Here is a 13,588-nt window from a genome sequence, read left to right as displayed (position 1 = left end):
CTTTATTTTTTTATCGTCATGATTATGATTCTATTTCATGAAAATATGAAGAATTAATCCTTTTTTATTGTGGTAAAGCATCATATACATATGGGTCTGTTGGCTTATTAATTTTCTCCACTTTACTAATTTTCACAAGTGGAAATAGCGTTCTTTTATATGTCGTTTTATCTAATATCCCTGTTACTTTTACCCATGTTTCTTCTGAAATTTTTTCAACATCTTGTCCCATAACAATCATCCCCCAGACCGATGCATCTGCAATGCAACAAGTTATGCCATATCGAGCCACTACTGCTTTATTCCCCGTCACATCTCTATCCTTATATATGAACCCTGCGAATGTAATTTCTTTCCCTTTAAATCCATTAACATCTTGACCAATTATACTCATTGTTTGAACATAGTCCTTATCCTCTACTTGTATTTTACGCTGCCCTAACATACTTTTTGTTAATTGCTCTTCTGTTTGATAATTTGTTGATAAATTCGAAATTTCATCTTGATCAACTAATACTTCTCGCCAATCTGAATTAACCTGCCTTCCTTCTATTTCGTTCTTTTTCATACTTATCGCTTGGGCACTTTGATTCATACCCCTTTTTCCTGCTAAACTTCCATCAATTGTTACACTTCCAAAGAGAAAAGCGCTAATTATCGGAACAACAAATAAAACATATACAAACAAACTTTTCATCCCTAATTTTGATTCTGTATGATGCTTACAACAATTACAATCATCCTGTTTTTCTCTCCCATCTCTCCAAACTTGTAAAGAACCAAGAAGTAAGATCACTACAAAAGCTATATACATAAATTTAATCATTTTTGGAGCGATAAAATTATATATATTTCCGGTTACAAGTAATTTAAATAAGAGCATTGCTAAACCAATTAAAATAATGCCACGGATATAACGATGATATGCTTTCTGCTCCTCTTTCTCCATTGTCTCTCACCTCCTATAACATTGTAATTTGCACGACTGTGTACACCGATAAAATAATAATTCCAATCAAAAAGAATACAAATCTCCTTTGAAAATATGCAAATAGCATGAACGTATTTTTCATATCAAGCATAGGTCCAAACACAAGAAATGCGAGAAGCGCCTTTACCGAAAAAACATGTCCAAAAGATGCGGCTATAAACGCATCGGCTGCAGAGCAAATTGATAAAACATAACCAAATCCCATCATTATAATTGGAGCAATTACTTCGTTATGTGCTACTGTATCCAGTACATTCCGATCGAAAAACGTTTGAAATACACTTGCTAAAAAAGCACCAATTAATAAATACTTACCAGTATCAAAAAACTCATCTACAGTGTGATTTATAACATCTTTCCAACTCTTATTTTTGCTTTTTTGAACGGAAACCTCTACGTCTTTTAAAACATTTCTCCCGCGATAGCAATAATACACAATTAGACCTATGAATAGAGCAACAAGAATTGTTATCCCAAAGCGTGCATATACAACGTAATCATTTTTTTGAAACGCATATATGGTAGATAAAAGAACAACTGGATTCATTATAGGTACACTTAATAAAATAACAATGCCAACATGAAGAGGTAACCCCTTTTGAATGAGCCTTCTTACAATTGGTATAATGACACATTCACACATTGGAAAAAGAATCCCCACAAATACTGCTGGAATCATTGCAACAATTGGAGATTTCAGCATTACTTTTTGAATCATATCTTCTGTCACAAACACTTGAATGAGTGAAGAAACGATTACGCCTAATAAAATAAAAGGTACTGCTTCAAAAATAATACTTAAAAAGAGTGTGTTCACATTCAACCATACTTGTGGCACACTTTTGTGTAAATTTGCTAGGCTTGTAAAATCTACAAAAAATAATAAAAAGAGAAAAATAACAATAAGTACTATGCCTGCTAATTCTTTTGAAACTCTATTAAAAACCAACCTTCTCGCCTCCATTTTATTTATACGTAAACATGTGCTTGTCCAAATGCTTCTGCTACTACAACACAAATTTTATAGTCTATTCCTATTCTTAAATCGTAATCATTATGATTTATTATTGATTTTTTCTTTTTCATCACTTATTATAAAACGTAATCATTACGATTTAAAGGGGAGAGAGAATTTCATGAAAAAAGTACCTATCACTGTATTAAGTGGGTTTTTAGGAGCCGGAAAAACTACCTTAATACATCATATTTTGACTAATAAGAACAACTTAAAAGTAGCTGTTATCGTTAATGATATGAGCGAAATAAACATTGATGCCTCCCTTATAAAAAAAGGTGGTTTTTCACGTACGGAGGAAAAACTAGTAGAAATTCAAAATGGCTGTATTTGTTGTACACTACGAGAAGATTTAATAATAGAAGTGAATCGTCTTGTTGAAAACGGAGATATTGACTATATTGTAATTGAATCTTCTGGTATAAGTGAGCCTATTCCAGTTGCTCAAACGTTTACTTATACAGATGAAGTTCTTAACATTGATTTAACAACAAATTGTCGCCTCGACACGATGGTTACCGTTGTAGATGCAAATAGATTTTGGGATGATTTTGCAGATGGAGAAAGTTTATTAGATCGAAAACAAGCAATCGATGAAAATGATACTCGGGAAGTTATTGATTTATTAATAGATCAAATTGAGTTTGCAAATGTAATTATCCTTAATAAGATAGACCTACTAGAAAAAGAAGATATGATAGAACTTCATTATTTACTAAAGAGACTAAACCCTAGTGCAAAAATTATTGAATCTTCATTTAGCAACGTACCACTGCAAGAAATTTTAAATACAAATTTATTCAATTATGAGGAAGCCAGTCAATCGGCTGGCTGGATACAGGAATTAAACAGTGAACATCATACACCCGAAACGGAAGAATACGGTATCAATTCCTTTGTGTACCGTCGTAAATACCCTTTCCATCCTGAGCGTCTTATGAATTGGTTAGAAAAATGGCCTGTTGATGTTGTAAGAGCGAAAGGCTTTTTCTGGCTTGCATCTCGAAATAATATGATAGGGCTTCTATCTCAAGCAGGTTCCTCTATTACAATTCAAGGAGCTGGTGAATGGATAGCAGCATTACCTGAAACTGAAAGAAATCAAATGATTGCAGAAGAACCGGAAGTATTAAAAAACTGGGATGAACAATATGGAGATCGAATAACTGAGCTCGTATTTATCGGAATTGACATGAATTGTTCTTTAATTGAACAATCATTAGATAGTTGTCTACTAACAGAGAAAGAAATGAAACAAGATTGGGATATATTTATTGATCCTATTCCAGCTTTTACTTACAGTTCATAATAAACAACAAGAAGGCTTCCTTAAAATGGAGCCTTCTTCACTTTGTCGTACTCTTATTTAGCAGATTCGCTTTAATAATAAACACAATTGTCCCTAAAACAACTAATATAATATATACGATCGCAACCACATCACCTATTTTTTCTAGGCCAAACGGTAATATGATTGTGGAAACTCCGACTATATAAGAAAACACCCCTGAAAGCTTCGCTAATTTATTTTTATCTCCAACAAACGTCTCTTCCTGATAACCTGCCAACAAAAACAATCGCTTTTTCACCTGTATTTGATATCCTAAAAAGATAATAAGTAATCCAACAAATAAACAAACCAAAAATCCCGCTTGCATATCATCCCCCCTTTACAATATTTTACTACACACAAAAAAAGTTTTTAATAAGAAATTTCAGTTTATTAATACTCCATTTCGTGATATATTGCATATTGTATCCAATATCTATTTTCAGAAAGGCGGATTTTAAATCATATGAATCCCAATCGATTAAAAGGAATTATAATGGTCATAATCGGTGCTTGTTTATGGGGGGTGTCCGGAACAGCTGCACAACAACTTTTTCAATATGACAATGTTTCTACTGAATGGTTAGTTACAATTCGATTGCTTATATCCGGCGTTATCTTGCTCATTATTTCATCATTCGGAACGAGAAAAAAAGAAATATTCGGCATATGGAAACAAAGATCGGATGCTTATAAAATGATATTGTTTGGCCTATTCGGTATGCTTGCTGTACAGTACACATATTTTGCTTCTATTAAAGAAGGAAATGCTGCCGTCGCAACATTATTACAATATTTAGCTCCTATATTCATCACTGTATACTTACTTTTCAAATGGAACGTTCGTCCATCAAAAATTGATTTCATTTCAATTACTCTTTCATTAGTAGGTACTTTTCTCTTACTAACAAACGGGTCTGTTCATAACTTGGCTGTTTCTACACCAGCTATTGTTTGGGGCATTTTATCTGGATTATCTCTTGCTTTTTATAGTTTATATTCAAAGGAATTGTTAGAAAAATGGTCTTCCTCTGTTATCGTTGGATGGGGCATGATTATTGGGGGTATTGGTGTAACGATTCTACACTTTATTTCTACAAACGAATTCATTTTATTATCGACTATGAAATATGTAAAACTAAGTACCCTACCACTCATCACATTTGTCGTCATTTTCGGGACACTTATTGCCTTTTATTTATACTTAGACAGCATACGATACCTGACTCCGAAAGAAACAACATTATTCGGTTGCACAGAACCACTCGCAGCTATTATTTCTTCTGTACTTATATTGCACGTGCCCTTTCAATCTTTTCAGTTATTAGGCGCTTTTTGTGTCATTGTTATGGTACTCATCTTAAGCCAAAAACCGGATGAAGGAAAACAAAAATTAAAGCTTGTTAATGCCAAAAAGGAAACTATACAATGAAAGGATTGAATTCACTATGCCTGTCCCTCAAAATTATAAAAAACCAGGAAGAGTTTCGGCAAAATCACTCGTTTTAAATCAACTACAAGATTGGATTATTGAAGGCGTACTTCAACCTGATGAAAAAATCAATGATGGGGAATTGGCTGAAGCACTAGGAGTAAGCCGAACACCTGTAAGAGAAGCACTTCAAATATTAGAACTTTCTGGTTTAGTGGAAATGGTACCTGGACAAAAAACGAAAATTGCTCCTATTAAGTTAGACGACATATCTATCATTTATGAAACGATGGCTGGTCTTCACTCTATTATAGGAAAGCAAGCACTTCAAAACATTACAGACGTTGACATTAAACTACTTTCTGAAATAAATGATGATTTTCAGTGCTCTATAGAGAAAAAAAACTCAAAACAAGCTTTAGAATTAGATATACAATTTCACAATACAATTTCTTCTATTGCTAAAAACCAATATATTGAACCCTTTCTAGAAAATATGCAACTTCACGTTTTACGCCTTGAATATTTGTTTTTCCAAAACTTTGTTCCAGCAAGTCAATCTATTGAAGAACATTATTCTATTATTCAAGCATTGCAGAAGCAGGACGAAAAACAAATGGAACAAATGATGTCTCAAAACTGGCTCCGTCCAATGAAAGAAATACAAAGAATAATTTCTACAAAATAATAAAAGAGCTGGCTACACAAAATCGTAACCAGCTCACCTTTTACTAATTTATATAGCTATGCCTGAATATTCGCATAATCTTCCATATCTTCGTACTCTTTTTCCAATTCCTCTAAAGACAGCTCGTATAATTGTCGGTCGCGAATTTTAAACACACCTGCTCCAATTAACTCATCAATTAAATGCCTCTTACGATTTTCAACAGCAAAACGGAGTTGACTACTCATCTTTTAAAAAACTCCTTTCTACGATCATTGAAAATGATAATCTTTATCAATTACCACTTTTGATTATAAAAGATGACTCTTTATAAGTAAAGTAATTTCATGAAATATTTACCTTGCAAAGTATTTGTGGCCACATTATATATATGTATGCCGTACAAAAAATGTTATGACACTTTTTCTTATCCTTTTTCTTTCATACTTTGCAAGTTGTCTCACTATGATGAAATTCACCATCTATTTCTACTTGAATGGTGACATGTTCTACATGAAACTTCTCCTTTAATACATCCGTAGCCTCTTTTAATACATTTTGCGTTTCATTACCTTCAATAATTAAGTGGCAAGTTAATACTTGAAAATCCGATGTGACAGACCATATGTGCAAATCATGAACTTCTTTTACAACCGGAATATTTAATAATGTACTTTTTACCTCTTCAACATTTATGTGCTGTGGTGCACCTTCCATTAATATATGAACCGTATCACGTGTGACACGCCATCCACTAATAATGACTAAAATAGACACAAGAATACTAGCAATCGCATCTGCAGCAGTCCATCCGAAAAATTTAATAAGTAGCGCAGCAATAATCGCTCCAACTGATCCTAATAGATCACCTAATACGTGTAAGAAAGCACTTCTTAAATTCAAATTACCTTTCACATCGCCGCCTCTCATTAATATCCAAGCTGATAAAATATTAATAAGCAGACCAAGTACAGCAATAATGAGCATTCCATTACTAGCAATCTCAACTGGTTCTTTAAAACGGCGAATTGCTTCAATAAAAATGTATACTGAAATGACAATAAGAACGACACCGTTGCATAATGCCGCTAACATTTCGACTCGCTTATATCCATATGTTTTCGCAATTGTTGCTGTTTTTTCTCCGAGCTTAAACGCAAGTAAACTTAAAGCTAAAGATACTGCATCACTTAACATATGCCCCGCGTCAGATAATAGTGCTAAGCTATTTGTTACAAACCCGCCAATTACTTCAGCAATCATAAAACTTGTTGTTAGTAAGAATGCAAGTAGTAACGCCTTTTTATTGTTAGAATGCCCATGATCATGCGAATGTCCCATACAAATGCTCCTTTAAGTGCAATATCTGTACATTAGTATGAAACAAACTCCCCGTCTTTATCCCGTATTAATTGCCCGTAAACGCCCGCTTCCTCTGTATACAAACTTCGCTACTTTTTAAATAAGTCCTTTTTCTCAACAAAAAATAAGACTACTTCTTTTTCAGCTTCATATTGTTTACTAATGAAAGAATTTTTAAGGAGGTTACGAAAATGAAACGTTTATTTCTCTGTATGGAGCGTGAACTTGTTGTAGTGAAAGAACAATATGGTAACTATGAAACAGCGTATCACTTACAAAATATGCAGCCTACCTGTATCGCTGTTGATCCATTTCAAAAGAATCGTATATATTGCGGTACATTTGGACGAGGCCTCTGGTTAAGTGACGATAGTGGAGATTCGTGGAGACCGATTGGAGATTCTTATCGTTACTTTGATTTCCCGAAAGAAGATGGTATTTTACATTCTTCAATCACTTCCATTACGATAAGCCCTAATGAACAAGTTAACGGCTATGGCGTCGTTTATGTTGGCACAGAACCGAGCGCTTTATTCCGCTCTGAAAATGGTGGTGAAACGTGGACGGAACTTAAAAATATGAAATCATTATTATCTTCTTATACGTGGGCTTTCCCGCCTAGACCTTTTACTCATCACGTACGCTGGATTACAGTTGATCCAAACAATCCAAATACAATTCATGTTTCAATTGAAGCTGGTGCTGTTATTCAAAGTAACGATAAAGGACATACATGGATTGATAAAAAATTCGGTGCTCCTATCGATGCTCATCAATTACTCATGCACCCTGAAGCCCCAAATCGCCTTTATGCATCATGTGGTGACGGGTTTATGGGCGGACCTGATCGCGCATACCTTGAAAGTTATAACAGCGGAAACAACTGGATTTCATGTAGTGATGGACTGGAGCATCATTATTTATATAGCATGGCTATCGATCCAGCTGATTGCGATACAATTCTCGTTTCTGCTGCACCGAGTGCTGATCTTGCTCATCACCGTATTCCTTATGAATCTTATATTTATCGTAAAACGAAAGATACTCCGTTCCAGCAAGTACAGCAAGGACTACCATCAGCAATCGGTACAGTCATTTCGATGCTTGCGACAAACGAAGCAGAACCACATACATTTTACACTTTAAATAACAATGGCGTGTTTCAATCCACTACTAGCGGCGAATCGTGGGAACAACTAAACATTCCGTGGAAAGATGAGTATAAAACGCAGCATCCGCATGCGTTGCTCGTTACTAGTTCTTAACGAAAAAAAGACTGCCTAATGGTTTTAGGCAGTCTCTCTTTTATTTCTTTAAATCAATAACGATATCATCTAATATAATATCTTTCTTTTTCGCTTCTTTATTCGGCACTTCAATTTTCTTCTCTTTTCCATTCACATACTCCACTCCACCATGATTTTCAGGTGTATGCACTCGTAAGTGCACACGAGGTGTAACGATAAGCTTTGTTGCATTTTCGTTTAACTTTTGGAATGTAGCACTCCAACTACTTTTATGTGGCTCTGCTACTGTACTAGTTCCACCATTTCCTTCACCTGCATATTTATTTCCTAAATCATCTTTTATTTCTAATTCCACATCAGCGCTATCCCATATACTTCGTAACGCCTTAGATTCTTCCTGATTGAAAAAAACGATAAATGACATCGGGGTTACTTCCATTTTGTCTATATTTACTTTTATTAATTCATTTTCAGAAGCCCCATTAACCTTTACTTCCTTACTATCCATTGCCTTTAAACTAAGTGCGAAATTCCAATTCCCCTTAATTGAATTACCTTTATAATCCATCTCAATTTCTTCCATATCCCACCAAACATTTGCAACATCTAACCTTTTACTACTATTACCACTCATTGTAGTCATACCTACGTACTTTTTCTCTCCAACTTTTGTTACTTGAGAGCTTCCTCCCCCGCCATTAAACCCCATCACCTGCGGATATCCAAATATATTTGGCTTCTCCCCTAAATCTTTATCACTCTCAATAGAGTATGTGATTGTGATTGTTCTACCATCGAACACAGCATCATTAATTGTAACCTTAACCCCATTACTCTCCCGCGTCATATTCAATTCAGTCGAAAACTCTTTATAATTTTCATATAACCCTGTTCTACCATTATCTAAAAATCGGAATATGTCCCCTACTATTGGTAATCCTCCAGCGTATGTAGGAAATCCGATGCCAAGCATGGCAACCGATACGCCGACTAAAATAGATGCAGCAGCGACACCCTTTTTCCAACTTTTCATCTTTTTCTTCGTACGTATCGATTGTTTTAAGTTACGCTTCACTTTTTCTTTTTCAATTTCAGAAGTCTCAATTTCCTTAAGTTCTTTTTCATCTATATCAATATCATTTAATAGTTCATAAATGTCTTTCATATTGCACTACCTCCAAAACTAATATTCGTAGCATTTTGTTGTAGTTTCTTTTTCCCCCGGTACACTCGATTATCGATTGCTGCCCGGGTTAATCCTAACTTGTCTCCTATTTCCTCGGTCTTCATACCGAGAAGATATTTCATAATGAACACTTTTTGATCTAACGGTTCTAATTGATTAATAAGCTTCAATAATTCTTCTCTATCTTCCATAACGATTAATTCGTCTTCTGCTGATTTCTCCGTACTGATATGAAATTCATCCGAAATAATTTCTACTTTTTTAGTCGCTTTCCGGTAATAATCAATTGCTTTAAACTTCGCAATTGCCGCAATCCATTTTTTAAAATCACTCGGCTCCCCATGAAACTTATTTGCATTATTCCAAATGGATAGGAAAATATCATTTACACATTCCTCTATCAATCCATCATTTTGAACCGGAAGCAGAACTTTGTGCGTGATTCCCTTTATGAGTGGTAAATATGTATCGACAACAAATTCTAGCGCATCTTCTTTTTGCCGCTTTAATCTTTTTATATAATTTTTCTCATTTGATTTCATGTAGCGATTCCCCTTATTTTTTTGTAAAAGCTTTTACACCCTATATAACGTCTTAAAAAATATTTTCTCTCATCTTTTTATTATTTTTTGTATGTAATGGAATACTTTCCCTTAGCCATTGTCTCACATAACTATGCATTCAAAGAAAATTTTCTCAAGTCTGTAATTTAATTCATGTAGTACACTATTTATATAGTCATTCTTTAACTTAGTGTACATTTTATTTCGTTAATCTACTTTTTAAAATTAGGAGATGAGATGTGTATGTGTGGAATTACAGGTTGGGTAAATTGGAATAAAGATCTTTCTAATGAACATGTTATTTTAGAAAATATGGCAAATAGTATTCAGCATCGTGGTCCTGATGCTGAAGGATTTTGGTTTTCACCTCGTGCGGCCTTTGCACACCGGCGTTTAATTGTAATTGATCCAGAAGGCGGAACACAGCCGAAGACATTTCGTACTGGTGATTATACGTATGCTCTTACTTATAATGGGGAAATTTATAATTTCCGTGAACTGAGGGAACAACTTCAAAAATGTGGTCATACATTTGAAACGCATTCAGATACAGAAGTGTTACTACATGCTTATTTAGAATGGAAAGAATACTGCGTACAACATTTAAACGGCATTTTCGCTTTCGCCTTATGGGATGATCAGAAGCAACAACTGTTTTTAGCTCGTGATCATTTAGGCGTAAAACCACTCTTTTATACAGAAAGAAATGACAGTATTATTTTCGGCTCTGAAATAAAAGCATTATTAGCTCATCCATCTGTCCCTGCTGAAATTGATGCGAATGGCATAAATGAAATATTTGGATTAGGCTTATTTCGAACTCCAGGATGTGGCGTCTTTAAACATATTCAGGAAGTGCGTGCCGGACATTCTATAACATTTACACGTGATAAAAAAGTGGTTCAAAAGTATTGGAATTTAGAAAGTAAGATCCATACAGATTCTATAGAAGATACATCATCACATATTTTATCTATTTTACAAGATACAGTAAAAAGACAATTAATTGCCGACGTCCCTCTCGTTTGCATGTTATCAGGAGGATTAGATTCTAGCGGTATTACTGCACTAGCGGGGAAAGAATTTGCTGCTGAAAATAAAACACTTCATACGTATTCCGTTGACTTCGTAAATAGCGCAAAAGATTTCGAGCTGACATTTGCTCGCACTGGTTTAGACGCTCCTTGGGTAAAACGCGTTTCTGAACATGTAGGGACATCTCATCATGATATTATTGTGAATGCTGAAGAATTAGCAAAACACTTATTCGTTCCCCTTCTTGCAAAAGATTTACCGAGCGCTGGTGAAATGGAAACTTCACTATATTTACTATTTTGCGAAATGAAAAAAGATGCGACCGTAGCTTTATCCGGCGAATCTGCTGATGAAGTATTCGGTGGATACCCTTGGTTTCATCAAGAAGAATTACTATATGTAGATAAGTTTCCTTGGCTAACAAATTGGAAGAATACATCTCCTCTTCTACTAAATGAAGTAAGTAACCAATGTAATCTAGAAAACTATATTGATACACGATTCCAAGAAGCGATACTTGAAGTACCTACTCTTGAAGGCGAAAGTAAAAAATCCGCGAAACAACGTCAAATGTTTTATTTATTTTTAACGAGATTTCTCCCATTCTTACTTGACCGTAAAGACCGTATGAGTATGGCTGTAGGATTTGAAGTTCGTGTACCATTTTGCGATTATAGATTAGTTGAATATTTATGGAACGTTCCTTTCAACATAAAAAGCATTGATAATATTGAAAAAGGCATTTTACGTAGAGCACTGAAACCTGCTTTACCTGACGATGTACGCAATAGAAGAAAAAGTGCGTATCCAACTTCACAAGACCCACATTATTTACAAACAATCCGTCATTTATCACTCGACATGTGCAGTAATAAAAACAATCCTATTTTCTCACTTATTAATCATTCCACATTACTTGCCATTGCCGATCAGAGTAATAAAGAAATTAACAATTTCGAAGCAAGAAGTGCTATGGAATATATGCTTCAAGTAAATGAATGGTTAAAAACGTATCACATCCATATCGCTTAACAAAAAGGAGTTCAAGGACAAAAACCTTGAACTCCTTTTTATATTAATTAGCACATTGTTTATTTTCAGTGTCAATGGACCATCCAATAATTGTGGCGCAATCTCTACCTTTCCACTGCAGTACATTTGTTAATACTGGTTCAATCTGCAAGCAACTTCCGTCGTGCAATATTTCTATTAAAGATTGCTCATCATCAAACCTTCGTTTATCACACTCTAAAATACCGTCCGTTGCCATTACAATGTGATTCATTCCTTTTTCTAATCCTCTTACACCTGACGTAAAGCAAGGTGTATTTGCTGCAAAAATATTTTTCCTACCGATATATTCGTAATTCTTCCGTTTATTTAATCGCCCTTTTCCATTTTTCGTTTTCTCAGAATGAAATAAATAAGCGAAGCAATCACCAACTGATAGCCAATATAAAAATTCACCTTTTCGTAAACATATTAAACATGCAAGTTCCTCATCCTCTTGATCACATTTTTCAATAAACAACTCATCTGTAAATAACGCTAATAAGTACATATGTGTATGATGAAAAGCTAAATGTATCGGGTAGGAAAATAACTCTTTTAGTTTCTCTTTTCTTTCTGAAATTGCTTCTATTATATAATCTATATTTTTTGTTTTGTGGTGTGTATCAAAAATCATAACAAATTCAAATTGTAATTCAGGATCCCACCAAGCAAGCACCGCATCTCCTCGTTCAAATGCATCACTCTCTTGATTCCCCCCATATACGCCGACTGAAAGAGGACCACATTTTTCAACATGTATTTCATCTACATACATCTGTTCATGACTCATCCATTTGAATGTATTCACAGCTATCATCCTCTCTCTTGCTAAATGTATACCTTTACACATAGATTACCTTATATTTCAATAAAAATAAACTTTTTCAATATTTTTTATCCAAATAAAAGGATTTTACTTCTAAGTTAACGAATATATCTTATTATACGATATAAAAACAGGGGGATATATTATTATGAAAGACATCAATGAACATTGGGAAAGCATTTATTATCACTTACGATATGAGTATGAAGACAACCTTTCCCACCAAGCTATTCGTATTTTACAAATCGTTTCTCGTGAGAAAGATATAACAATTGGAAAAGTTGCTACTGAGCTTAGTCTCTCCCATAACACAGCGTCTGAGCATGTAAAGCGCCTTATTCAAAAAGGATTTATCATAAAAGAAAGAAACAAACAAGATGAACGAGTGGTGAACCTTACATTAACGAAAGAAGGAATTGAAGTATTAGAAAAGCATACTTTACTAGATAAAGAAAAGATAAAAATATTAGAATCTCAGTTATCAAAAGAAGAACAACAATTAATAGAAAAAGCCTTTTCGTTATTAGCGAAGGAGGCAAAGTATGCATTTCCTCGTTAAAGTAATTGTTTCGGCACTTATTATCGGCGTTATTACTGAAGTCGCTAAACATTTTAGTACGATAGGCGGCTTTATTGCTGCCCTTCCTCTCGTAAGTTTACTAAGCCTATTTTGGATTTCTTTCGAAGGCGGGAACAAACAAGAATTGAGCCAATTTGCTATAGGCGTATTATATGGATTTCCTGCATCCGCACTACTATTATTTATCGTCTATATTGGTTTAAAAAATTCGTTTTCACTTAGTACATCTGTCCTATTCGGTATAGGTGTTTGGTGCATTGTTTTTGCTTGTCAAAAATTATTTCAAGCTTAGGTGGGGATT

At 34.4% G+C, this 13,588-nt stretch carries 15 protein-coding genes; 7 read left to right on the top strand and 8 right to left on the bottom strand.

From position 1 onward, the window contains the following. Nucleotides 1-64: 64 nt before the first annotated feature. Both ACQVV1_RS14030 and ACQVV1_RS14025 read right to left on the bottom strand, forming a co-directional pair. Nucleotides 65-949, bottom strand: a complete 885-nt coding sequence (locus ACQVV1_RS14030) for a TIGR03943 family putative permease subunit (RefSeq protein WP_431169006.1) — start codon at nt 947-949, stop codon at nt 65-67. Nucleotides 950-962: 13 nt separating this feature from the next. Then, entirely contained in the window at nt 963-1,940 is a 978-nt protein-coding gene (locus ACQVV1_RS14025; RefSeq protein WP_242251331.1) for a permease, read from the bottom strand. A gap of 187 nt (nt 1,941-2,127) precedes the next feature. Here ACQVV1_RS14025 and ACQVV1_RS14020 point away from each other — a divergent pair, with 187 nt between their 5' ends. Next, nucleotides 2,128-3,315 (top strand): GTP-binding protein, encoded by a 1,188-nt coding sequence (locus ACQVV1_RS14020; RefSeq protein WP_431169005.1) that lies wholly within the window; start codon nt 2,128-2,130, stop codon nt 3,313-3,315. A 37-nt stretch (nt 3,316-3,352) separates the two neighbouring features. Here the strand turns inward: ACQVV1_RS14020 and ACQVV1_RS14015 are convergent, their stop codons facing one another. Next, the gene (locus tag ACQVV1_RS14015; protein WP_309259961.1) at nt 3,353-3,664 is read right to left on the bottom strand and encodes a DUF3784 domain-containing protein; all 312 of its coding nucleotides are present in this window, start codon (nt 3,662-3,664) and stop codon (nt 3,353-3,355) included. Between the two features lie 138 nt (nt 3,665-3,802). Between ACQVV1_RS14015 and ACQVV1_RS14010 the strand changes: the two genes are divergently transcribed. Together ACQVV1_RS14010 and ACQVV1_RS14005 are read left to right on the top strand one after the other, a co-directional pair. Next, complete coding sequence (locus tag ACQVV1_RS14010; protein ID WP_431169004.1) at nt 3,803-4,768, top strand: DMT family transporter; 966 nt, start codon at nt 3,803-3,805, stop codon at nt 4,766-4,768. 16 nt (nt 4,769-4,784) lie between these two features. Beyond that, nucleotides 4,785-5,456 carry a GntR family transcriptional regulator gene (locus ACQVV1_RS14005; protein WP_431169003.1) on the top strand — a complete coding sequence of 224 codons (672 nt, stop codon included), beginning with the start codon at nt 4,785-4,787 and terminating at the stop codon, nt 5,454-5,456. 56 nt (nt 5,457-5,512) lie between these two features. Here the strand turns inward: ACQVV1_RS14005 and fbpA are convergent, their stop codons facing one another. Together fbpA and ACQVV1_RS13995 are read right to left on the bottom strand one after the other, a co-directional pair. Beyond that, on the bottom strand, nt 5,513-5,683 hold the full coding sequence (fbpA, locus tag ACQVV1_RS14000; protein WP_000098302.1) for a Fur-regulated basic protein FbpA: 171 nt from the start codon (nt 5,681-5,683) through the stop codon (nt 5,513-5,515). Nucleotides 5,684-5,876: 193 nt separating this feature from the next. Then, the gene (locus ACQVV1_RS13995) at nt 5,877-6,776 is read right to left on the bottom strand and encodes a cation diffusion facilitator family transporter (protein WP_431169002.1); all 900 of its coding nucleotides are present in this window, start codon (nt 6,774-6,776) and stop codon (nt 5,877-5,879) included. A 212-nt stretch (nt 6,777-6,988) separates the two neighbouring features. On the opposite strand from ACQVV1_RS13995, the gene ACQVV1_RS13990 reads away from it, so the two are divergent. Continuing rightward, a complete protein-coding gene (locus ACQVV1_RS13990) occupies nt 6,989-8,062 on the top strand; it encodes a beta propeller repeat protein (protein WP_242251322.1) in 1,074 nt (357 codons plus the stop codon). A 40-nt stretch (nt 8,063-8,102) separates the two neighbouring features. Here ACQVV1_RS13990 and ACQVV1_RS13985 read toward each other — a convergent pair whose 3' ends face one another. Together ACQVV1_RS13985 and ACQVV1_RS13980 are read right to left on the bottom strand one after the other, a co-directional pair. Beyond that, entirely contained in the window at nt 8,103-9,209 is a 1,107-nt protein-coding gene (locus tag ACQVV1_RS13985; protein ID WP_431169001.1) for a DUF4179 domain-containing protein, read from the bottom strand. Continuing rightward, on the bottom strand, nt 9,206-9,772 hold the full coding sequence (locus tag ACQVV1_RS13980) for a sigma-70 family RNA polymerase sigma factor (RefSeq protein ID WP_270794680.1): 567 nt from the start codon (nt 9,770-9,772) through the stop codon (nt 9,206-9,208). The genes ACQVV1_RS13985 and ACQVV1_RS13980 overlap by 4 nt, the downstream gene beginning before the upstream one ends. A 264-nt stretch (nt 9,773-10,036) precedes the next feature. Between ACQVV1_RS13980 and asnB the strand changes: the two genes are divergently transcribed. Beyond that, entirely contained in the window at nt 10,037-11,860 is a 1,824-nt protein-coding gene (gene asnB / locus ACQVV1_RS13975; RefSeq protein WP_431169000.1) for an asparagine synthase (glutamine-hydrolyzing), read from the top strand. A gap of 43 nt (nt 11,861-11,903) precedes the next feature. Here the strand turns inward: asnB and ACQVV1_RS13970 are convergent, their stop codons facing one another. Next, a complete protein-coding gene (locus ACQVV1_RS13970; RefSeq protein ID WP_063224040.1) occupies nt 11,904-12,731 on the bottom strand; it encodes a PP2C family serine/threonine-protein phosphatase in 828 nt (275 codons plus the stop codon). Between the two features lie 124 nt (nt 12,732-12,855). Between ACQVV1_RS13970 and ACQVV1_RS13965 the strand changes: the two genes are divergently transcribed. Together ACQVV1_RS13965 and ACQVV1_RS13960 are read left to right on the top strand one after the other, a co-directional pair. Next, a complete protein-coding gene (locus ACQVV1_RS13965) occupies nt 12,856-13,266 on the top strand; it encodes a MarR family winged helix-turn-helix transcriptional regulator (protein WP_063224041.1) in 411 nt (136 codons plus the stop codon). Beyond that, complete coding sequence (locus ACQVV1_RS13960; protein ID WP_242251318.1) at nt 13,250-13,579, top strand: DUF3147 family protein; 330 nt, start codon at nt 13,250-13,252, stop codon at nt 13,577-13,579. The genes ACQVV1_RS13965 and ACQVV1_RS13960 overlap by 17 nt, the downstream gene beginning before the upstream one ends. The last annotated feature ends 9 nt before the right edge of the window (nt 13,580-13,588 follow it).

This window comes from Bacillus basilensis, from assembly GCF_050630465.1.
Taxonomy (GTDB): Bacteria; Bacillota; Bacilli; order Bacillales; family Bacillaceae_G; genus Bacillus_A; species Bacillus_A basilensis.
The sequence above is the reverse complement of the archived record's forward strand: the minus strand, read 5'-3'. Positions and strand labels throughout refer to the sequence as shown.

What these genes read in the sequence shown, in the direction of transcription:
- ACQVV1_RS13970 (WP_063224040.1), bottom strand. Translation starts at nt 12,731, where the DNA reads ATGTGTAAAGGTATACATTTAGCAAGAGAGAGGATGATAGCTGTGAAT.
- ACQVV1_RS13995 (WP_431169002.1), bottom strand. Translation starts at nt 6,776, where the DNA reads ATGGGACATTCGCATGATCATGGGCATTCTAACAATAAAAAGGCGTTA.
- fbpA (WP_000098302.1), bottom strand. Translation starts at nt 5,683, where the DNA reads ATGAGTAGTCAACTCCGTTTTGCTGTTGAAAATCGTAAGAGGCATTTA.
- ACQVV1_RS14005 (WP_431169003.1), top strand. Translation starts at nt 4,785, where the DNA reads ATGCCTGTCCCTCAAAATTATAAAAAACCAGGAAGAGTTTCGGCAAAA.
- ACQVV1_RS13960 (WP_242251318.1), top strand. Translation starts at nt 13,250, where the DNA reads ATGCATTTCCTCGTTAAAGTAATTGTTTCGGCACTTATTATCGGCGTT.
- ACQVV1_RS13990 (WP_242251322.1), top strand. Translation starts at nt 6,989, where the DNA reads ATGAAACGTTTATTTCTCTGTATGGAGCGTGAACTTGTTGTAGTGAAA.
- ACQVV1_RS13985 (WP_431169001.1), bottom strand. Translation starts at nt 9,209, where the DNA reads ATGAAAGACATTTATGAACTATTAAATGATATTGATATAGATGAAAAA.
- ACQVV1_RS14015 (WP_309259961.1), bottom strand. Translation starts at nt 3,664, where the DNA reads ATGCAAGCGGGATTTTTGGTTTGTTTATTTGTTGGATTACTTATTATC.
- ACQVV1_RS14020 (WP_431169005.1), top strand. Translation starts at nt 2,128, where the DNA reads ATGAAAAAAGTACCTATCACTGTATTAAGTGGGTTTTTAGGAGCCGGA.
- ACQVV1_RS13980 (WP_270794680.1), bottom strand. Translation starts at nt 9,772, where the DNA reads ATGAAATCAAATGAGAAAAATTATATAAAAAGATTAAAGCGGCAAAAA.
- ACQVV1_RS13965 (WP_063224041.1), top strand. Translation starts at nt 12,856, where the DNA reads ATGAAAGACATCAATGAACATTGGGAAAGCATTTATTATCACTTACGA.
- ACQVV1_RS14030 (WP_431169006.1), bottom strand. Translation starts at nt 949, where the DNA reads ATGGAGAAAGAGGAGCAGAAAGCATATCATCGTTATATCCGTGGCATT.
- asnB (WP_431169000.1), top strand. Translation starts at nt 10,037, where the DNA reads ATGTGTGGAATTACAGGTTGGGTAAATTGGAATAAAGATCTTTCTAAT.
- ACQVV1_RS14010 (WP_431169004.1), top strand. Translation starts at nt 3,803, where the DNA reads ATGAATCCCAATCGATTAAAAGGAATTATAATGGTCATAATCGGTGCT.